This is a genomic window from Robertmurraya sp. GLU-23, from assembly GCF_052983275.1.
Genome location: NZ_JBRKCV010000021.1, coordinates 16,245 through 38,220 on the forward strand (window position 1 = coordinate 16,245; position 21,976 = coordinate 38,220).

Genomic DNA, 21,976 nt, shown 5'->3' on the forward strand with positions numbered 1-21,976 from the left:
AGGATTGAGGGTGATGATGTGACTGAAATGCTATTAAAATACTTTCGTACAAAGCAAAATCATGTAGAGTCCGAGAAAACATACAACTCGCAGTGTCCATTCTGCAGCATGCAATGCAAGATGCAACTCATAGAGCAATCAATTGTTACACGAAAGAAATATACCACTGTTGGTTTAGATAATCCAACTACACAAGGAAGATTATGTGTAAAAGGCATTAATGCCCACCAGCATACTTTTCATAAAGACCGATTAAAGTATCCGCTTATAAAAGTAAACGGGGAGTTTGTTCGTGCCACATGGGAAGAAGCGATAGCGGTCATCAAAAGTAATATTCAGTCCATTCAAGAACGCCATGGAAAAGACGCAATGGCGGTGTATGGAAGTGCATCCATCACAAACGAAGAAGCCTATTTGCTTGGAAAGTTTGCTCGTGTCGCGTTGCAGACCAAGTACATTGATTACAATGGGAGACTTTGTATGTCATCTGCCGCTTCGGCTGCTACTCAAACCTTCGGAATGGACCGAGGATTTACAAATAGCATAAGTGAAATTCCTTCTTCTCGCTGCATTATTCTGGCGGGAACAAATATTGCAGAATGCCAACCAACCATCATGCCTTATTTTGAAAAGGCAAAGGAAAACGGTGCTTATATTATTGCGATTGACCCTCGTGAAACGGCAACAACGAAAATAGCAGACTTGCATATTAAGCTGAAGCCCGGAACAGATGCCGCATTTGCAAATGGAGTCTTAAAGGTAATTATTGAAGAACAGCTATATAACGAAAACTTTATCTCAGAAAAAGTTAACGGATTCGAAGAAGTAAGGGAGTATGTAACATCAATGACTCTAGAGGAAATCGAATCCTTGTCGGGTGTTCCGATTGATCAGATTCGGAAGGTTGCTCACCGGTTTGCAAAAGAAGAAACAGGCATGATTTTTACGGCACGCGGAGTAGAGCAACACACAGATGGTTCGGCTGCAGTTAGGAATTTCCTAAATATATTACTTTCGGTTGGAAAAATTGGAAAACCAGGCTGTGGGTACGGAGCGATAACTGGGCAGGGAAATGGTCAAGGAGCAAGAGAACATGGACAAAAGGCCGACCAACTACCTGGTTATAGACTCATAGAAAATGATGACCATCGAGCTTATATTGCAAAGGTATGGGGAGTGAATGAAGCTGAGCTGCCGAGAAAGGGTGTCTCTGCATATGAAATGTTTGAAAAAATTCATGACGGTGATATATCCGGGATGCTTTTAATGTGTTCTAACCCCATTGTCTCTAATCCAAATGCACATTTTGTGGAGGAGGCCTTACAAAAACTTTCTTTTCTTGTTGTGGTTGACTTATTCGTATCTGAAACTGCTCGATTAGCAGATGTTATTTTACCGGCTTCCTCTTACTTAGAGGATGAAGGAACGATGACCAATGTGGAGGGGAGAGTCACGTTAAGAGAGGCAAGTTATCCTTGTCCAGAAGAAGTAAAGCATGATTGGCAAATTCTTTGCGAAATTGCTCATGCGATTGGGAAGGGGAAGTATTTTCCTTTTGAATCAGCGGAGGATATTTTTAACGAACTTCGGATTGCTAGTAAAGGTGGAATTGCTGATTATTATGGAGTGACTTATGAGCGACTAAGAGAAGAAAAGGGGCTGTTATGGCCTTGTCCAACTTTAGACCATAAAGGAACAGTCAGGCTTTTTGAAAGTTCATTTGCTCATTCGGATGGAAAAGCAAAGATGGTCTCTGTTTCTAATGTAGCCCCTGTTACAAAGGATCAGGTATGTGAAGAGTTTCCACTTTATTTAACAACCGGACGAGTGATGTCTCACTATTTAACAGGAGTTCAAACACGTAAAAGTGCTTCGTTAGCAGCCAGGAATGTGGAATCGCATGTGGAGATTCATCCGGCTACGGCTTTAAAATACGGGATTAGAGATGAAACCCTTGTGAAGATAACGTCCAGGAGAGGAAGTATTGTTGTACGGAGTAAGCTGTCGGATAGTATTCGTCAAGACACACTTTTTGTCCCGTTTCATTGGGCTAATTCACAAAATGTCAATTTCCTCGTCGGAAAGGAATTGGATCCAACCTGTCGTATGCCTGGATTTAAATTAAGTGCGGTAAAAATAAGCTCTGCCATGGATGTTGGATGACGATAATTTTGGGTGATTTACTCCTTTAATATTCGGAAAATTCGGTTTACGAACTAAAAAGTGTGTGAGGTAATCTAACATGTTAAACAATTTTACACAAATCATGTGTTACAGTTTAAGAAACTTTCTTGGGGAGGCGCGTTAATTTGGCAAAGAAAAAACTCGTTCTTGTTGGTAACGGTATGGCAGGAGTCAGAACCATAGAAGAAATATTAAAGCTTACAAAGGAACAATTTGAAATTACGATTTTCGGTAGTGAGCCACATCCGAATTATAATAGAATCCTACTTTCAAAGGTTTTACAAGGAGACACAGAGGTAGCTGATATTACGCTTAATGATTGGAGCTGGTATGAAGACAATGATATTCAGCTTTATATAGATGAAACCGTGGTTAAGGTTGATTCTGATCGAAAGGTAGTCGTTACAGATGCGGGGAGAGTAGAACCATACGATGAAGTGATAGTGGCGACTGGTTCTGTTCCTTTCATTCTTCCGATTCCAGGTGCAGATAAGGAAGGTGTTACTGCTTTCCGAGATATTAAGGACACAGAAATTATGCTAAAGGCCAGTAAGAAATATAAAAAAGCAGCTGTAATCGGCGGAGGATTATTAGGACTTGAAGCGGCAAGGGGACTTCTAAACCTTGGGATGGAGGTTAATGTCATCCATCTAGCCCCTTATTTAATGGAGCGTCAGCTTGACCCAATGGCTGGAAAAATGTTGCAAACAGAATTAGAAAAGCAGGGAATGACGTTTTTATTAGAAAAACAAACAAAAGAGATTTTTGGAGAAGAGCGAGTCGAAGGTTTGCGTTTCAGTGACGGAACGGAAATTGAAGCGGATCTTGTTGTTATGGCGGTTGGTATTAAACCTAATATTTCCCTGGCGGTGGAAAGTGGGTTAGAGGTAAATCGGGGAATAGTTGTAAATGATTATATGCAAACAAATATCCCACACGTATATGCGGTTGGGGAATGTGCAGAACATAACGGAATTCCATACGGACTTGTTGCCCCGCTTTATGAACAAGGGAAAGTATTAGCGAAAACCATTTGTGATGAAAAGACGGAGCCGTATAAAGGTTCTGTATTGTATACCCAGTTAAAGGTATCAGGAGTTGAAGTGTTCTCTGCAGGTGATTTTACAGAAGGTGACGATAAAAAGGCTGTTAAAGTTTTTGATGAACAAGACAGCTATTATAAGAAGCTCGTTCTTCGTGGAAATCAAATTGTTGGTGCGGTTCTTTTCGGAGATAGCAGCGATGGAAATCGTTTGGTTTCAATGATTCAAAAGCAGGCTGACATTTCAGACACAATGAAGGTTTCCTTGCTGCAGCCAACTGGCCAAGAAGCAGGGGCAAGTCTAGTAGCGACGATGAGTGATGATGAAATCATTTGTGGATGTAATGGAGTCTCAAAAGGCGCGATCGTTGCAGCTATTCAAACACAAGGCTGCTCATCTGTTGATGAAATTAAGGCATGTACGAGCGCTTCCCGTTCTTGTGGTGGTTGTAAACCACTCGTTGCAGAAGTTCTTCAGCACACCTTAGGTTCGTCATTTGATACCTTGCAGCAAAAGGAAGCCATCTGCGGATGTACGACTCTTTCTCGTGATGAGGTAGTAGAAGAAATTAAAGCAAAAGGTTTAACACATGTGAAGGAAGTTATGTTTGTACTAGATTGGAAAACTGAAGAGGGTTGCTCGAAATGTCGTCCAGCTCTTAACTACTATTTAGGCATGGTTAATCCAACTGGATACGAGGATGAAAAAGAATCAAGATTCGTTAATGAACGTATGCACGCAAACATTCAAAAGGATGGAACTTATTCTGTCGTGCCAAGAATGTATGGTGGAGTGACCAATGCGAATGATTTAAGACGAATTGCTGATGTGGTTGATAAGTATGAGATCCCACTCGTAAAGGTAACCGGTGGACAACGAATCGACTTGTTTGGGGTAAAGAAGGATGATCTTCCAAAGGTGTGGGAAGATCTTGATATGCCATCAGGATTTGCTTATGGAAAATCACTTCGTACCGTTAAAACATGTGTAGGAGAACAATTCTGTCGTTTCGGTACACAAGACTCAATGGGACTTGGAATTCAGTTAGAAAAGAAATATGAAGGTCTTCAAACACCACATAAGGTGAAAATGGCTGTCTCAGCTTGCCCAAGAAGCTGTGCCGAATCAGGGTTTAAGGATATTGGATACATTGGCATTGATGGTGGCTGGGAACTTTATATTGGTGGAAATGGTGGTACCCATGTGCGTGGTGGAGATCTTCTTTACAAAGTAAAGACTGAGGAAGAGGTTATCGAGATTACATCTGCATACCTTCAATATTATCGAGAAACAGCGAACTATCTGGAGAGAACATCTGCTTGGGTAGACCGAGTTGGTTTGAATCATATCCGTGAGGTATTAGATGATACTGAAAAGCGTAAGGAGCTAAGTGCTCGTATGGATAAAGCCTTATCTGTAATTGAGGATCCTTGGAAGGCCATTATCGAGGACAAAAAGTTGAAAAAAGAACTGTTTGAAACAGTGGTCACATCGTAATACAACGATCAAAGGAGGAGATCTTCGTATGGTTAATAAAAACATCAGTAAGGTATTAATCAGCTCTCTTCAAGAGCTGCCAGAGCGCTTAGGGAAAACGTTTCATGTGGGAAATATAGAGGTGGCGGTATTTAAGCTCTCCAATGGAACGGTTCGTGCAATAGAGAATCGTTGTCCTCATAAAGGTGGCGTCTTAAGCGAAGGGATTGTAAGTGGTGATTCGGTCTTCTGTCCGATGCATGATTGGAAGATCTGCTTAGAGGATGGATTGGTTCAAGCACCGGATAAAGGTTGCGTTAAAACCTATTCTACGGTAATTGAAGGAGAAGACGTGTTTCTTCTTATTGAATAGTGATTCTATGCATACAATGAAGAGGGGTTCTCCACGTTTCTATCAGGGAAACGGAGAATTCCTTTTCTTTTGGTTTGAATATTTATTAGGGTATATAAATAAAAACACAAATTCATCTTGAAAAAGTATTCTTTTATGCATTATAATTCAGAAGGTAGTTGGAAATATACATTAGAAGTTTCTGTTATTTTAAAAATTCGGAAAATTCCACTTGAATATGAAGTATTTTCTGCTTTAAAATGGAAAAAGGAAGTTTTTCCTTCACCAAATCCAAGAAGGTGACGAGACTAGTATGAAACAAAAGACGGTAACACAAATGATTAAAGGAAACTTTTCGGCATTATCTTCAGGTCAAAAGAAAGTAGCAGAGTTTTTGCTAGAGCATTTGGATGAAGGTTCGCTGCTCACTGCTTTCCAAATTGGGCGAAAAGTGGGCGTTAGTGAAACAACTGTCATTCGCCTAGCGTATGCACTAGGCTTTAGTGGCTACTCAGAAATGCAAGAAACGGTTCGAAGAGAATGGCTAACACATGTTCAACCAGGAAAAAGCGAAGGAAAACCTTCAAGTAGAGATGGCTTTGAAGAAAATCAGTTGTTTTATCAAATCATCGAGAAAGAGAGCCAAGTTCTTAATCAATTGCTTAACCAGTTAGAAATAGAACAAATATGGCGAGTGGTGGATGTGCTTCATCAATCAAAGCGGATTTTTATCGCTGGTTTTGGTAGTTCATATGCTGCTGCTTACTGGTTGTATTACGCCCTAAAACAAATGAGAGAAAATGTGCTTCTCTCTAACCCAAGTGGATTTTTACCTGAAGAACTATGTGAACTTGATGAGCAGTCGACCGTTATTATGTTTTCCTACCCTCGTTACCGAAGAGAATCACTTAAGCTAGCAAACTATGCAAACAATCAAAAAGCAACCCTCATAGCGATTACAGATCGGCAGCTTTCGCCTATTGGCCAGCTCGCACAATTGACTTTAACAACAGAGGAGCATTTGGAATCGAGCCATCATTCGATTGCTTCGGTGATTGGTTTGCTTGAGGTGATTATCTCTGGATTGAACAAAAGGGACAAAGAAAACAGCCTTGTCCGTCAGAAGAAATTAGAGCAGCTATATTCCGAGCAAAATATTTTTTTAGAATGAAAAAGTAGTTACTTAAGAGGAGGTTAACCCTATATGACCAATGCTTCAAATGTTAGAGCGGAAAGAAAGGAAGCTTTACAAAAGTCCTTTTCTGTTCAAGATTATATGAAATTTATCCTACCATCCTTGATCGGTATTATGCTATTTATTATTCCCATTTCAAATGGTGAAGGAATAACGATACCAGTTGCATTCTTTGCCAGTCAATTAAATACCCTTTTTGTTGATCAAATTCCAGCCTTTGCAACTGGTGTCATTATTTTATCTGTTTTAGGTTCACTTATTGCAGTTTTGGCCAAGCCCAAATTTATTATCAATAATACTTTTTTAAATAAGCTGTTAAATGTAAGCAAATTTTGGTTGATTGCACGTGTATTAGGGGCCATTTTTACAGTGATCGCACTTACGAAAGTAGGACCGGAATTTATTTCCTCTGAGAATACAGGAGGGATGTTGCTATTTAGCCTACTTCCGATTTTATTAACCACTTTTTTACTTGCAGGATTTTTATTGCCACTTCTTTTGAACTTTGGGCTGTTAGAGTTTTTTGGAGCATTAACAATGAAGATTATGCGACCAATTTTCAAACTGCCTGGACGATCTTCACTTGACTGCTTAGCATCATGGGTAGGGGACGGGACAATCGGTGTACTGCTAACAACGAAGCAATACGAGGAAGGCTATTATACAAAAAGAGAAGCAGCGGTTATTGCTACAACCTTCTCCGTTGTTTCTATTACTTTTACCATTGTAGTCATTCAGTACTTGAATCTAGATAAATACTTTCTTCATTATTATGCAACGATCGTTATTGCTGGATTAGCAGCAGCTGTGATTATGCCACGTATTCCGCCGTTGTCTAGAAAAGCTGATACAGGTTATGAGCATGCTACATTAGTAAAGGAAACGAGTATCCCAGCTGGTACATCGTACGCAAAATGGGGATTAGCACAAGCGGTTAGTAAAGCAAAGACAAATACAAGTGTAAAGGCAACATTAAAAGAAGGACTTCAAAATGTACTAGATATGTGGATGGGTGTACTACCAATCGTTATGGCTATTGGAGTCACAGCTTTAGTGATTGCAGAATTTACTCCGGTGTTCTCCATTTTAGGAAAGCCATTTGAGCCGATCTTAACGTTAATGCAAATCCCAGAAGCAGACCAGGCTGCTCAAACGATGGTTGTTGGATTTGCGGATATGTTCTTACCAGCCATAATTGGTAGTGGAATCGAAAGTGAATTAACACGTTTTGTTATTGCATGTGTATCCGTTACACAACTGATTTACCTTTCTGAAATGGGAGGATTACTACTTGGATCAAAGCTACCTGTTAGCTTTAAAGACTTAGTACTAATTTTCTTGATTCGTACGGCCATTACTTTACCGATTGTTGCCATTGCAGCACATATTATTTTTTAACTAGAAGGGTTCTGACACAAATGGTTCTTTTAGAAAACTTTATCGATACAGAGCGGAAACAAATTTTGAATACGTATAAAGAACTTCATGAGCTTGCCGAGCCAAGCTGGAAGGAAGAAAAAACTTCTCTGTATGTAAGGCAAAAGCTAGAAGGGGCTGGATTTGATGTCCAAACCTTTCAGGGCCATTATGGGTTGATTGCTGAAATTAAGGGTGAAAGTAATGAGGTAATCGCGATACGTGCGGACATGGATGCTCTTTTGCAAGAGATTGATGGTGTTGTACAAGCGAATCATTCATGCGGTCATGATGGTCATAGTACGATGGTGTTATTCACAGCACTTGCACTTGCTAAAATAAAACATCAACATACCATTCGCTTTATCTTTCAGCCAGCAGAGGAAAAGGCAGAGGGTGCGCTTAAAATGATTGAAGAAGGCGCACTAGACAATGTAAAGTTTCTTTGCGGTATTCATTTGCGCCCAGCATTTGAGGTCGCAAATGGAATGGCAGCTCCAGTGATCTTGCACGGTTCATCAAGCTGTATAAGAGGAACGATTAAAGGAACACCGGCACATGCTGCGAGACCGGAGGAAGGCAATAATCCTATTGAAGCTGCGGCCCTGTTGGTTCAAGCTTTTCAGAAGATTAATGTCCAAACCGATGTGCCATATTCAATTAAAATGACTGAGCTTCATTGTGGAGAAGCATCGAATCTGATTCCAGAAACAGCACGATTCACCGTTGATCTTCGTGCAAAATCGAATGAAGCCATGAAGTTGCTGTTAGAAGAGGCAAAACAATCGATACAAGCCATTGAGGATAGAACGAAAACAAAAATTGTTTACCAACAAGATAGTTATTCTCCTGCTGCAGTGAAGAATGAACATGCGGTGAAGCTTGCCGAAGAAGCCATTAAATCCGTGTTGGGAGAGGAATGCCTCGTACCGATGTGTGACTCTCCTGGTGCAGAAGACTTTCACTTCTACACATTAAAGCGACCAGATATGGTTGCAACCATGATTGGATTAGGTTGTGGATTGGAACCAGGCTTGCATCATCCTAATATGAAATTTGACATTACAGCCTTACTTAATGGAACAAAAATTTTAACAAATCTGTTATTGGAAGCGGACAAACAGACTTGGTAATGACTCCGGTAAAGGAGGAAAGACATTTGAAAAATGAAGTAAGTATTCGTAACCTTCAAACTGTCACAGAGTTAGAAAAGGTACGTGAGTTAGAGGCTCTCATTTGGAGTTTGGAAGATTCTGTACCTGTCAACCAAACGGTAGCCGCAGTGAAAAATGGCGGCTTCGTTCTTGGTGCTTTTCTCCATGAGAAGCTTATTGGTTTTCAATATAGCTTCCCAGGATTTGATGGAGCGAAAGCGTATCTTTGCTCTCACAGCCTCGGGATTCATCCTGATTATCGTGCATTTGGTGTCGGTGAGAAGCTAAAATGGGCTCAGAAGAAGACGGCGCTTCTGAAGGGCTATGATTTAATCACCTGGACATATGATCCGCTTGAAACCGTAAATGCAAATCTAAATTTACATAAACTTGGCGGCGTCTGTTCTACATATATGGAAGATGTATACGGTGTGATGAATGATGGATTGAACTCAGGAATTGCCACCGACCGTTTTTTAGTAGAGTGGAGGCTAAAGTTTGAGAGTGTGAAAAGGGAATTAGATCGAGACGCGCTGCACGTTATAAAAACAGATCAGTTCAATGGAAACCTAACTCCTGAGGAAATTCACTTGAGCCTAGCTCATGATACCCTTTTCGTATCGGTACCAGGGAATTTTCAGAGAATTAAAACAGAAAATTTCTCACTTGCTAAGCAATGGAGAGAGGCAACTCGAAAGGCGTTTACTCACTATTTTAAAGAAGGTTACATGGCTACTGATTTGCTGAAGGAAAAACAAAACCACTACTACTACGTTTTAAAAAAGCTATAGCAAGGGGAGTGTGAAATGGAAGTAAAGAGCATCATTTTAAGGCATGTAAAAATGGACTTGTTAACTCCCTTCACTACGAGTGTGGGTACGGAGGTAGATAAGGATTTCATTATCGTGGAAGTACAGTCCAAAAGTGGTTTGTCAGGTTGGGCGGAGTCTGTTTCAATTATTGAGCCAATTTATAACGAAGAAACGGTGAAGACCAATTGGCATATCATGAGTGATTTTCTAATCCCCTTATTATTAAAAGAACCTATTTCGCATCCGGATGAAGTGTCTGAGCGTTTTCAATATATCCGTGGCAATTATAATGCAAAGGCTGCGTTAGAGTGCGCTGTCTGGGATTTATATGCTAAAGAAAAAAATCTTTCCTTATCAAAAGCGCTCGGTGGAGTAAAAGACCAGATTGAAGTGGGCGTAAGTGTAGGAATTCAAAAGTCAGAAGTGGCGATGCTTAAGCAAATAGAAGAGTATTTAAAAGAAGGTTATAAGCGTATTAAAGTAAAAATTAAGCCGGATTGGGATATTCAAATATTAAAATCTATTCGACGCGAATTTCCTACGATTCCTTTAATGGCTGATGCCAATTGTGCTTATACATTAAAGGATATCGATCATCTTCAAGCGTTAGATGAATTTGATTTAATGATGATTGAACAGCCGCTTGCCTGTGATGACATCATTGATCATGCATCTTTACAAGCGAAGCTTTCGACACCTATCTGTTTAGACGAAAGTATCCATTCTGCTGAAGATGTTAGAAAAGCAATTCAGCTTGGAAGTTGCAAAATCATTAATTTAAAAATTGGCCGTGTTGGAGGACTAACAGAGTCAAGAAAGATACACGACCTTTGTGTAAAAAATGAGATCCCTATGTGGTGTGGTGGCATGTTAGAAGCTGGTATTGGAAGAGCCCATAATATTGCGATTACATCTCTAGCCAACTTTACGCTTCCAGGTGACACAGCCCCTTCATCGCACTACTGGAAGGAAGATATTATCTCACCAGAAGTAGAAATGAGTGGCGGCCTTATTTCTGTACCAGACAAACCTGGAATTGGATTTGAACCAAATATTAAGAAGATTAATCAAGTAACACTTGAACAAAAAATCTTTCGTATATAGTAAAAGGATATAGACTCTTTTGGGTCTATATCCTTTTTTCTACATTTTAAGTATTTGGAGATATGGTGAAAATAGTAGATAATGATCTTATTCATAATAGAGGAGCGGGAAAAGAATGATGTTGTCACAAAAAAGAGAAAACATAAAAATTGGTAGTCAAGTAAAAGTGGTTCAAAAAGCAGATCAACGAACAGGGAAATTAACGGAAGGTGTGGTTGCAAAAATCCTTACTAATAGCCCTACTCATCCACATGGAATCAAGGTTATGCTAGACAGTGGGATAGTTGGGAGAGTAAAGGAAATATTATAAGTTTCCAGAAGTAGGTATTTTACATACAAAGGAATTTTTATTTCGTTCACGTGCAAAGTAATGGTAGGAAAACTATTCTTTGACGCGTGGAGGAAATGAAAATGCCTGATACACCTTCAATGACATCTTCAGAAATTGGAGCAGTATGGATTACATATCAACAAAAGACAATGCTTTTTCAAATGTTAGACTACTTTATCAATAATGCCGATGATCATGAAGCAAGAGAAATCATGAACTCTTTAAAAGAAGAAATGCAACCATTTATTGAACAGATGGTTTCTTTGTTTAATGCAGAGGGAATTCCCATTCCGATCGGCTTTGTTCCTCAAGATGTCAATAAAGATGCACCGAAGCTTTATGATAATGGCTTTGATATTATGTTCGTCCGGTTAGTAAAAAAAATCAGTTCAGGAATGCATACTTTAAACTTAACTATGGTCTATCGGGAGGATATCGTACTTCTCTTTAGAGAACTAACGAAGATGACTCAAAAATATTTTGATAATTGTACAAAGTATTTGCTGAAGAAAGGTCTACTTCCAAGAGCACCATATGTAACAATAGAAAAATCAATTGAATTTGTTAAATCCAATAACTACCTCGATGGCGCAAAACTGTTTAGTGAAAAAAGACCCTTGAATGCGGTGGAAATTGCTCATATTTACCATGGAATTGAGTCAAATGTGACCGGGATGCAAATGATTTTTGGTTTTGCTCAGGTGGCGAAAGAAAAAGAGGCCAAAAAGTTTTTTAATAAGGGTGGAGAATTAGCAAAAGCAATCATTAAGGATATGAGTGAGCTTCTTCTTCAAAATAATATACAAGTTCCAACAACAGCAGGTGGAAATATAACAGATTCAAAAGTTCCTCCATTTTCAGATAAAATAATGACGTACTGTATAAGTCTCTTCTGTAGTTTTTCGTTAGGAGGAAATTCAATCGGAACCGCTTTTAGCCTTCGCAACGATTTACCTTTAAAATTTGCAGCATATATGAAGGATATTTTTGAATATGCCCATGAGGGAGCAAAGATCATGATCCAGAATGGTTGGATGGAAGAGCCCCCACAGACGATCAAGTAAAAGGCATTAAATAGGATGTAAAAGAGCAGGAGCAGATCCTGCTCTTTTTTCACGATAGATGGGAGTGAGAGCGATGAAATTAAGTATATATATCCTGATGTCTTTCTAATATTATTCCTCTTTATTGTAAAATAAAATTTCTTTCCTCCATTAGGTAACCTTCTTTTTCATCGTAATATAATGAAGTAAGACATTCATATGGAGGGGGAAAGGGTGAGGAAACTTTTCGGACTACTACTCATTTCATTTGTTTTACTTATTGGATGTACAAAGAACGATGTTGAAGAAAAGCCTGTGTCACAACCATCAGTGGGAGAGAAGCCTGCAAGCAATGATGGGGACAATCAGTCGTCTGGGGAAAAGCCAGTGAAGGATCCGGGGCAAGAGCAGGATGCCGGAGACTCAGATGACAATCCGGGTACAACCGATCAAGGAAGTACTGGTGTGTCAAAAGTGAAAATATTTCTTATTGGAATAGAAGACAATGGAGCGAGCGGAAAAAAGATTGGCGCAAATGATAGTGCTATACCGGTACTTGTAGATATTGAACCTACAAAGGCACCATTAAAGGCAGCACTTACCAAGCTATTATCCTTAAATGAGCAAATGTACGGCCAATCTGGGTTTTATCATTCTCTTTATCAATCAGACTTAGAAATTAAAAGTGTGATAATTGACGATGGTGAGGCAGTTATTGAACTAACTGGTAATCTAAAACTTGGTGGCGCACTTGATAACCCTCGGGTAAAGGCACAAATTGAAGAAACAGCACTTCAGTTTGATAGTGTGAACAAGGTGTCAGTATTTATTGATGGAAAAACACTTGATGAAGTGTTATCACTTAAGTGAATTTAATATGGACCGAAAAGCTTGAAGCCAAGACTTCAAGCTTGTTTGTTCATACTTTTTTCATACTTCCTTTTTAATATAGAAACATTCGTTAGTTAGAATGACCTATATGAAAAAGTCGTGGAAGGAAGAAAGACCAATGAAACTATTGAAAAATCTCAAATTTGGACAGAAAATTACTGTTCTCACAGTTAGTTTTTTTATTTTTCTTATTATTAGTGGAATAACATCCTTAGTTCAAATTTCAGAAGTGAACTCGAATATTCAAAAGCTTAATAATGAAAATCTCGTACCTATCGTCAAGCTGGAGTCCATTAAATCCGATATTGAATACATAAGAACTCTAGCCAATTCACTTAAGGATACTAGTGGTGATGAGGAAGAGATGCAATCGATTCAAGATGAAATCGAAGCACAAATTGCCAGTACAAATGAAAGTTTAGAAGAATATAAGAATAATAGTAACTACAATGAATTTATGTCTAGCTACAATGAGTATATAGAGGCGATAACATCTTTTCTCGAAAGCGATGGGGTAGGAAGTGAACAGGAGCAGACGGAGACCAATATAGAAAGTCAAGGCCCCCCTCAGGAAATGGTGTTATTAGATTCAACAAAAACGGAATCAGTAAGTGCACTTGATAAAATCATCAATCTACAAATTGCACAAGCTGAAAACACGTATAACGAGAGTGAGACTGTATACAAGACGACCTTAATAATCACGATTATTGTGATAGCAATTGCATTTGTGACGACCTTATTGCTTTCCTTTTTTATTGCTAGATCTATCAGCATTCCTACAAGAAGAGTTACATCTAAGCTCAAGGAAATCTCTGAAAGTAACGGAGATCTTACGGCCCGTATTGGTTACCATAGTAAAGATGAGATTGGTGAGCTAAGCAAAAGTTTTGATACCTTTGTAGAAAAGCTTCAAAAAATTATAAAAGAAGTAGCTGGATCCGCTGAAACCATTTCAGAATCAAGTGATCAGTTAACAGATGCAACTAGTGAAACAACAAAATCACTTGAGCAAATCACTTATACGGTTTCAGAAATTGCATCTGGTACTTCACAAAGTGCTGCGGTAATGGAGGAAACAACGGGTAATTTAATTGAAATGGCAAGCTTCTCTAGTCGTACTTCAAAAGCAACGAAACAAACAGCTGATAAGACTAGATTGGTTCATGAGGCAGCTGTAAATGGCTCAAAAAAGATAACGGAAGTCGTATCTTCTATCTCAAATATTGCTGCATCGTCAAAGGATGTGACCATAGTTATTAATGAGTTGAATACCTCTTCAAACAAAATTAGTGATTTCATTCAGATCATTACAGGTATCTCTGCTCAAACGAATTTGTTAGCGTTGAATGCAGCGATTGAAGCAGCACGAGCTGGAGAAGCGGGGAAAGGTTTCAGTGTTGTTGCGGATGAAATTCGTAAGCTTGCAGACGAAAGTAATCGGGCAGCTTTACAAATCTCAAATTTAGTACAGGAAAATCAAGTGAAAACATCTTCAGCCGTCTCGTCAGTTCTAGAAGTAGAGGAGTTGGTAACCGCTGGAGTTGAGAAATCTAATGACGTATCCGATGCCATTCAACATATTATTTCTCATATTCAAGAGATTTTACATGAGATTAACCAAATTGATGCAGCTGCCGAAAAACAAGCATTATCAACAAATGAAATGGAAATGGCAATGAGTAATTTAGCACAGACAGCAGGAGAAACCGCTGCAGGCACTGATCAAATTCGTACAAGTATTTCAGAACAACTTGCTACAATGACCAATATAGAGGGAACAACCGAACAGTTGTCTAAAATGGCTAAAAATTTACGAGAACTAACAGCTGGATTCAAGATTTAATCACGAGAAAACCCACCAGTTGGTGGGTTTTCATGATTATAAAGACTTTGGTTCAGGTACTTTTGTTAATATCACAAGACCAATAATAAATAAGATTACGAGGCTGAAAACACCACTGCTTGTATGACCTGTTATTTGTGCAGTTGCTGCAACAAGTAGTGGCCCCATAATTGAGGCGAATTTTCCAAAAATATTGTAGAAACCAAAAAATTCATTAGACCGTTCCTTTGGTACAAGCTTTGCAAAATATGATCGACTTAAGGCTTGAATTCCACCTTGCGAAGAGGCAACAAGCATGGCCAGTATCCAGAAATCAGTGGCTGTCTCAAGAAAGAACGCATAAACGCAAACAATGATATAGACCACGATTCCAACGTAAAGCATCTTTTTCTCAGAGAACTTTTCAGCAAGCTTCCCATATAGAATCGCAAAGGGAGCAGCAACAACTTGGGTAACAAATAATACGATTAATAGTGTTGTAGAACCAATACCTAGATCTGTTCCATATGCAGTTGACATCGTAATAATGGTCCCAACTCCATCAATGTAAAAGAAATACGCTAGTAAAAACAAGAATAATGCCCGATACTTTTTAATTTCCTTAAAGGTTTCAGCTAGCCTTTTGAAGCTACTTGCTACAGGCTTAGGATCACGAGGAATATAATAGATTTGATTTACATTTTTAAAGATTGGTATCGAAAATACCCCCCACCAAAGAGCGGTAATGACAAATGAAATTTGGCTGGCTGAAGTCGTAGAGATAGGAATGATCTTAGATTGTGCGAGCATAATAATCGCAATACTAATGATAAAAGGAATGGTACTTCCTATATACCCAAGACTAAACCCACGTGCTGACACACGACTCATTCGATCCTCTGTGGCAACATCAACCAAAAAGGCATCATAAAATACATTTGATCCGGACGAACCGATTACAGCAATCGTGTAAAAGATTAAAAGCCATAGCCATTGATCACTGGGAACAAAGGCTAGTGCTGCTGTCATTGATATTCCTAATGCAACAAAGAAGGTAAAAAATTTTTTCTTAAAGCCTTGATAATCCGCAATTGTACCCAAAATGGGAGCTAGTAGAGCTAGAATGGAAGTTGCAATTGCGATGGTATAGCCTAAATACGCAGTTGAATCGGCTGCATCAACTCCGGAGTTATTAGCTGCTGCCTTATAAAACAGTGGAAAGACAGCAGTAGAGATAATGATAGAATAAGCAGAGCTTGCCCAATCATACATAATCCAGCTTTTCTCTTCTCTGCTAAAGCGCTTCATAAGATTCCCCCTTGAATGGTTACTTCCATTTTTACATAAAAAACAGTTTCATAGATTAGGTTTGGAACTATTTTTACAAACGTTTTACATTATTAGTAACTCTTCTAACACTCTCCCATCAACTGCACCTAGGTCGAGCCCAAGGAGGCGAGCTAGAGTTGGACCTTCATCAATAAGCCTTATGGATGTTAGGGCTTGGCCTGTTCGGATTCCATTGCCGCTTGCAATGAAGAGGGTATTGTAGTCACTTTTTTCTGGTGAATAGCCGTGGCAAGCTTTTGTATACTTTTTTGATGCAACGTCTGTTTCCGTAACTTCATCAATAAAAACGCCTTCAAATGATTCATGAAAGTAATATCCTATAGCTGCTTCTATCATTAAGCTGCAATTTGGGTCTGCCCCGAATTGAGAAGCTCCCTTTGAAGACCAAATGGCTTCGATCTCAGAACGGTCCAGTAATTCACGAACAAGTGTCAAAGTCCTTTGGTCTTGATCCTTTATATAGATATATGCAGATCCATCACAGCTTTTGCAGTATGCCTGCCAGTTGGTAACTTGATTATTTTTCCCAACTTGTAGAAGACCGTGATCACGAAAGAGTACATTAGGCTTTACCACTTTAGACTCATCGAGGGCGCTGTGATCGCCTAATGCGATAATAGTCGATTGATGAAAAATTCCTGCCGACTGTAGGGCATCTATTATTCGGCCGAGTCTTTGGTCGTGTCGTTTAAGCGCGGCAATAGCTTCTTTTGATGAAAAACCAGTTTCATGCCGCTTCGTGTCAAGATCGGTAAAATGGATCAACATGAGGTTGGGCTTTTTCATAAGAATCGTATCAACAGCAGTTTCAAGAACAAAGTCATCAAGTTCTGGCTGGAAAAGTCCCTTTCTGATATGGCCGAATTTTTTGTTCATTTCAAGTTGATAGAGCGAGCTTCCGTTCACTAGTGAAACTGGGATTTGGTGATGCCATCGACGATTGGCGAATATCTCGGGCATATTATAATCAATCTTTGCTTTTGCTGTTACTGGCCAAAGTAGAGCAGCTGTACTCATCCCTTTTTGTTTTGCTTCGTCATACAAGGTCGTTCCTTGGATATCTTTTCTGTACCAATACCAATCCGGAGAGACTTTTCCAGGCTGAAGTAAGGTGTTATTAATAATTCCATGATTCTTTGGTAGTTTTCCAGTTACAATTGTTGCATGACAAGGATACGTAACAGAGGGATAAATCGTCTGTACATTTTTGCAGTAGGAGCTATTTCTTAGTAGCTTTTGAAAATTCGGTAGTGTTTCTAGCAGTGGAAAGTCTAAGCTTGATAAGCAGTCAAACGAAATGACAATTAAATGGTTTGTCAAACGTTCCATGAATGACCTCCGTTATGTAGTTTGAATCTCTTCCTTCATCATATCAAAAAGGATTTCAATTTTCAGAAAAAAATGGAAATACCACAGAAAAAAGACGATGGAGAGAACTCCATCGTCCGTCTTAGTTCTTATTTAAATAGAAGGATTTTACCTACTGTTCCGTCAGCGCTTTGGCCAATTACGCGAACTTTTAACCCATATTGAGGCACGTTACGTCCGGCATCAACCAAGCCTTTGTTTGAATAATCTGCACTGTCATCAAATAATGGAGAACGTTGAGTAAAATTATCTTTCATTGTAATTCCTAGAATACTAGTGTAATCTAAGAACATTTTATCTGTTTTATTAACATTGAAGGCTGCATCGTGAATTTGGTAGCGAGTAGAACCAACCGCACCATCACTCCAGTAGTTCGTGTGCTGATCCGCGTCAACGACACCAACAAAACCTTCACCAGGATGAATTCCTGTCCAGTTAGAATCATACTTTTTATCAACATACCAAACGACTAAGCCTTCGTCATAGCTCATTAAGCTTGCACCACGACGAATATTTGCTAACCCTTCATCAACGCCGTTGTGACTGCGCCACTCAAGCAAGTAGTAATGTTCGGAAGTTACAACTCCGTTTGATTTAGAGAAACCGTCAGGGACGAATGATGATTCTCCCTCAGCATTATCAAATACAACTTGTTCTCCGTTAACACTTACTGCTACATCGTCTACGTATAAACCAGGATTTACTGCTGCCACATCCGTCCAGTAGTTGATGGAAAGTTCAACTTCTTCTCCGACAAAAGCGGATAAGTCGAATTCTGCATCCACCCATTGTCCATTTGAAGAGCCTGTGATTCCATGCCCAGGGTTTTGGTCATGTGGATCAGTTTCTGTGGTAAGGTTTCCTGGAATTGATTTACCATTCACTTGAACGGAAGCATAATCCCAATCCACTTCAATGTCGTACCAAGTTTTAAATGTTAACTTGGCTGATGTTGCATCCGTTAAATCTAGAGTAGTAGAAAAAGAGTTGTCTAAATTATTTCCGCTGCCTGAGAAATACATTGATTCTCCACTGTATGGAGAAGTAATGACGGTTTCTTTGTCAGGAAGTGTTACTTTTAACACATCGTTATTCGTACCTTTTGTTGCTGCTTCATCAAGAAGAACTTCAACTCCTGCTTTAGATACATCTGCAATGTCAATTTCAGTACCTGTTTGCCAGTTGCCACCTGCAGAGGCTTGTAGCATTTCTTTCATATATGGGCTAAAGCCGGTTGGCATAGAACCAGGAAGATCACCTGCCCAGCTACCGCTTGCCATGATTGACCAGTAGGCAACAGCCTCGCCAGCTCCAGTATATTGAGTGTCATATTCATCTGGAAGGCCTAAATCGTGACCGAATTCATGAGCCATTACTCCAACTGCCCCGTCTTCAGGTTCAACTGTGTAGTCGTAAGCAGCCATTGTTCCACCCCAGTATGGGACAGTAGCTTCTGTTCCAGCAATCGGGTAAACTCCACCCAGGTTCCAACGATGTGACCAAATGGCGTCTCCACCGATTTTTCCACCGCCAGCTTCTTCACCAACACCAGAGTGAATCACCATTAGATGGTCAACCAGTCCGTCTGGCTCAAGGTAATCTCCATCGCCATCAAGGTCGTAGCGATCCCATTCATCATAATCTTCAAGATTTACATTTGGATCTGCCGCGGCAGCATTAAGTGCTTCAGCAATTAAGTTTCGAGGTCTTGCATCGCTACCATCAGGAGTAGGGACGTTTCCACCGTAAAATGCAGCTGGGTTTTTAGCTTTGTACCAACCAGCAACCGTACCTTCAACAGAGTAGCTACCGCCAGATTGTTGTTCATAATATTGTTTCATAGATACATAGGTTTTGCCATCTGGACCTTCCCAGCCACCTGTTCCAAAAAGCATGTCCTGATAGTGAGCCTGAGAGTATGCCTCTTCACCCTCGTAGTACATATCGGTTTCTTCAGGGGTAAGAGTATTGTGAGGGAGGTCAGGGTATTCCATTAGCACAACAAGTACTTTATCTGTACGCATGCCACCGTCCCATGCTTCTTCTTGAACAGAGTCAACGGATTGCTTCTTTGTCTGACCAAGCTTGTTTCCTTTTCCGTTTGTTAAGCTAGAATTTTTCATTTCCTTTTGAAGAGCGGTACGAACATCTTCTTCCTTTTCATGGAGCTCACCAGCTTCTTTTTCAGCTGATGTGGCTTTGTTTTGTAGGAATTTGTTGAGAGCTTTTTCTGCCTCTGCTGGGCTTGCATTCTGTGCGATTTTACCTGAAGCTTTTAGCATTTTGATTAATCGCTCGTCATTGGCAATTCCGAGGTCAAAGGGGGAACCACTTGCATGTGAGTGGGAAGCGTGTGAACCACTTGCTGATTCTGCTGCTATTTTTGAACTAAAGGGTAGAGTTGTAGAAAGCATCCCTACACATAGTGCCAAAGCAGCGGCCGAGGATATAACTTTTGAGATTTTCAAATTTTTCCCTCCATCCGATGGTCTATGTTACTAGTTGAAAAGGTATATAGAATTTCAATTATTTAGTAACACGAGTGATTCAAATATATCAGAATAATTTGAAAATGTTTATAGGGAAAAGTGACTGATTATTCTTGTGTAGGTGCATGGAAATAATGTGAATATTTTCCTATAAATGGATAGATAAACGGATGAGAAGGAGAGAATAAGAAGATATGAGAATGTCATCCTAAGGAAGGGATATTTCTTTCAAGATTAATAGACTAGGTGGTTGATTAAAAAAAGGTGACAGACACCCTCCGTGGACAAATCAGGCTGATTTGTCCACGTGGGGCGCACAGTCGCCTTTTAGTTTGACTTTTCCTCGAATAGTCGAGCGATTTCCACTATCACATTTGTTGCCTTTAGCATGTTATCAATGGAGATAAACTCAAATTTCCCGTGGAAGTTCTCTCCACCAGTGAAAATATTTGGAGTTGGTAGCCCCATATAGGAAAGTTGAGAACCATCCGTTCCTCCACGAATGGGCTCGATAATCGGCTCAATGCCAAGGTTCGTCATTGCCTCGTGAGCAATATCAACAATCTCTTTGACCGGTTCAATCTTCTCTCTCATATTAAAGTATTGATCATGAAGCTCAAGTACAATGGTTCCTTGCCCGTACTTTTCGTTCAAGTTAGTAACGATTTTTTCCATCGTAGCTTTTCTATTATTGAAGCTTGATCGGTCAAAATCTCGAATAATGTAACTAAGGACAGTCTTTTCAACATCTCCATGGAAGGAAAGAAGATGGTAGAAACCTTCATAGCCCTCTGTATACTCCGGTGCTTCTTCACTTGGAAGAAGGCTGTTTAATTCCATTGCTATTTTAGCTGAATTAACCATTTTACCTTTTGCCGTACCAGGGTGTATATTATTTCCTTTAATTGTTAATTTTGCAGCAGCAGCACTGAAACTTTCGTATTGAAGCTCGCCGATAGGGCCCCCATCCACGGTATAGGCATATGTGGCAGCGAATTTATCTACATCAAATTTATGTGGACCACGTCCAATTTCCTCATCAGGTGTAAACGCAACTCGAATTTTCCCATGTTTAATCTCCGGATGCTGTACCAAGTAAGCCATAGCAGTCATAATTTCAGCTATTCCCGCTTTATTATCAGCGCCAAGTAAAGTAGTTCCATCGGTTGTAATTAAATGATGTCCGATGTAGTTTTTTAAATTAGGAAAATCCTTTGGTGAAAGGACAATATGTAGGTCTTCGTTGAGTACGATATCGTTGCCGTCATAATTATCATGAAGTAATGGATTCACTCCGTTGCCGGTAAAATCGGTCGCTGTGTCCAGATGGGCTAAGAAACCAATCGTTGGAACATTTTTATCTGTATTTGCTGGAAGGGTGGCCATCACATAGCCATTGTCATCTATACTAACATCTTCTAGGCCAATGGACTTTAGCTCATCTACCAGTTTATTAGCAAGAATAAGCTGTCCAGGGGTGGAAGGGCAGGTGTTGCTTTCGTCATTTGATTGTGTGTCAATAACAACATAAGAAATAAAACGATCAATCAACTCGATTTTCAAAGCACAATTCAGCTCCTTTGGATGATAATTCGAGTTACGAGTTACTAAATTTATGTAACTACAAGAATCATATTATCATAGAGGAAAACCAGTGTCATGCCCCATTTTTTACGAGGAAAATGAGAGGGCTGTCCATCACAGGTGGACAAATCCGCCCAAAGTGTCCACGAACGGTGACAGACACCCTCCGTGGACAAAACAGCATAAAGTGTCCACGAAAGGTGTCTGTCACCCGGTTTTGCACATGGAGTGTGAATAACTACTGGTTGGTGGATCCCATTATATACATATTTAAGGTGGATTGTTAACATTATCCACAAGGATGTGGATAATGTTGTGCACAACCTTGGTCTCGGCTTACAAATGAAGTTGAAAAGCTA

Annotated in this window: 16 protein-coding genes; 12 read left to right on the forward strand and 4 right to left on the reverse strand. The window is 39.7% G+C overall.

Features of this window, described 5'->3' with window-relative positions; translation table 11 throughout:
- Positions 1 to 18: 18 nt before the first annotated feature.
- The 12 genes from nasC to ACVBAX_RS22410 all read left to right on the forward strand — a co-directional run bounded on the left by nasC (position 19) and on the right by ACVBAX_RS22410 (position 14,847).
- Positions 19 to 2,163, forward strand: a complete 2,145-nt coding sequence (nasC, locus tag ACVBAX_RS22355) for an assimilatory nitrate reductase catalytic subunit NasC (protein WP_447118947.1) — start codon at positions 19 to 21, stop codon at positions 2,161 to 2,163.
- Between the two features lie 146 nt (positions 2,164 to 2,309).
- Positions 2,310 to 4,724, forward strand: coding sequence for a nitrite reductase large subunit NirB (nirB, locus tag ACVBAX_RS22360; protein WP_447118949.1), 2,415 nt, complete (start codon positions 2,310 to 2,312; stop codon positions 4,722 to 4,724).
- A 28-nt stretch (positions 4,725 to 4,752) separates the two neighbouring features.
- The gene (nirD, locus tag ACVBAX_RS22365) at positions 4,753 to 5,076 is read left to right on the forward strand and encodes a nitrite reductase small subunit NirD (protein WP_447118951.1); all 324 of its coding nucleotides are present in this window, start codon (positions 4,753 to 4,755) and stop codon (positions 5,074 to 5,076) included.
- A gap of 292 nt (positions 5,077 to 5,368) precedes the next feature.
- Positions 5,369 to 6,226 carry a MurR/RpiR family transcriptional regulator gene (locus ACVBAX_RS22370; protein ID WP_447118953.1) on the forward strand — a complete coding sequence of 286 codons (858 nt, stop codon included), beginning with the start codon at positions 5,369 to 5,371 and terminating at the stop codon, positions 6,224 to 6,226.
- Positions 6,227 to 6,259: 33 nt separating this feature from the next.
- A complete protein-coding gene (locus ACVBAX_RS22375; RefSeq protein ID WP_447118955.1) occupies positions 6,260 to 7,648 on the forward strand; it encodes a YjiH family protein in 1,389 nt (462 codons plus the stop codon).
- Positions 7,649 to 7,668: 20 nt separating this feature from the next.
- A complete protein-coding gene (locus ACVBAX_RS22380) occupies positions 7,669 to 8,799 on the forward strand; it encodes an amidohydrolase (RefSeq protein ID WP_447118957.1) in 1,131 nt (376 codons plus the stop codon).
- A 26-nt stretch (positions 8,800 to 8,825) separates the two neighbouring features.
- Positions 8,826 to 9,611: a GNAT family N-acetyltransferase gene (locus ACVBAX_RS22385; protein ID WP_447118959.1), complete on the forward strand. Its 786-nt coding sequence runs from the start codon at positions 8,826 to 8,828 to the stop codon at positions 9,609 to 9,611.
- A 15-nt stretch (positions 9,612 to 9,626) separates the two neighbouring features.
- Positions 9,627 to 10,736 (forward strand): o-succinylbenzoate synthase, encoded by a 1,110-nt coding sequence (gene menC / locus ACVBAX_RS22390; RefSeq protein WP_447118961.1) that lies wholly within the window; start codon positions 9,627 to 9,629, stop codon positions 10,734 to 10,736.
- A gap of 118 nt (positions 10,737 to 10,854) precedes the next feature.
- A complete protein-coding gene (locus tag ACVBAX_RS22395) occupies positions 10,855 to 11,046 on the forward strand; it encodes a YwbE family protein (protein ID WP_447119050.1) in 192 nt (63 codons plus the stop codon).
- Positions 11,047 to 11,147: 101 nt separating this feature from the next.
- On the forward strand, positions 11,148 to 12,131 hold the full coding sequence (locus ACVBAX_RS22400; RefSeq protein WP_447118963.1) for a DUF3231 family protein: 984 nt from the start codon (positions 11,148 to 11,150) through the stop codon (positions 12,129 to 12,131).
- A gap of 213 nt (positions 12,132 to 12,344) precedes the next feature.
- The gene (locus ACVBAX_RS22405) at positions 12,345 to 12,980 is read left to right on the forward strand and encodes a GerMN domain-containing protein (protein ID WP_447118965.1); all 636 of its coding nucleotides are present in this window, start codon (positions 12,345 to 12,347) and stop codon (positions 12,978 to 12,980) included.
- Positions 12,981 to 13,119: 139 nt separating this feature from the next.
- Positions 13,120 to 14,847, forward strand: coding sequence for a methyl-accepting chemotaxis protein (locus ACVBAX_RS22410; protein WP_447118967.1), 1,728 nt, complete (start codon positions 13,120 to 13,122; stop codon positions 14,845 to 14,847).
- Positions 14,848 to 14,883: 36 nt separating this feature from the next.
- Here the strand turns inward: ACVBAX_RS22410 and ACVBAX_RS22415 are convergent, their stop codons facing one another.
- The 4 genes from ACVBAX_RS22415 to pepT all read right to left on the reverse strand — a co-directional run bounded on the left by ACVBAX_RS22415 (position 14,884) and on the right by pepT (position 21,596).
- Entirely contained in the window at positions 14,884 to 16,134 is a 1,251-nt protein-coding gene (locus ACVBAX_RS22415; RefSeq protein WP_447118969.1) for an MFS transporter, read from the reverse strand.
- A gap of 84 nt (positions 16,135 to 16,218) precedes the next feature.
- Entirely contained in the window at positions 16,219 to 17,505 is a 1,287-nt protein-coding gene (locus ACVBAX_RS22420; RefSeq protein WP_447118971.1) for an alkaline phosphatase family protein, read from the reverse strand.
- Between the two features lie 128 nt (positions 17,506 to 17,633).
- Positions 17,634 to 19,958, reverse strand: a complete 2,325-nt coding sequence (locus ACVBAX_RS22425; RefSeq protein WP_447119052.1) for an immune inhibitor A domain-containing protein — start codon at positions 19,956 to 19,958, stop codon at positions 17,634 to 17,636.
- Positions 19,959 to 20,360: 402 nt separating this feature from the next.
- Positions 20,361 to 21,596, reverse strand: coding sequence for a peptidase T (gene pepT, locus ACVBAX_RS22430; protein ID WP_447118973.1), 1,236 nt, complete (start codon positions 21,594 to 21,596; stop codon positions 20,361 to 20,363).
- Positions 21,597 to 21,976: the final 380 nt, after the last annotated feature.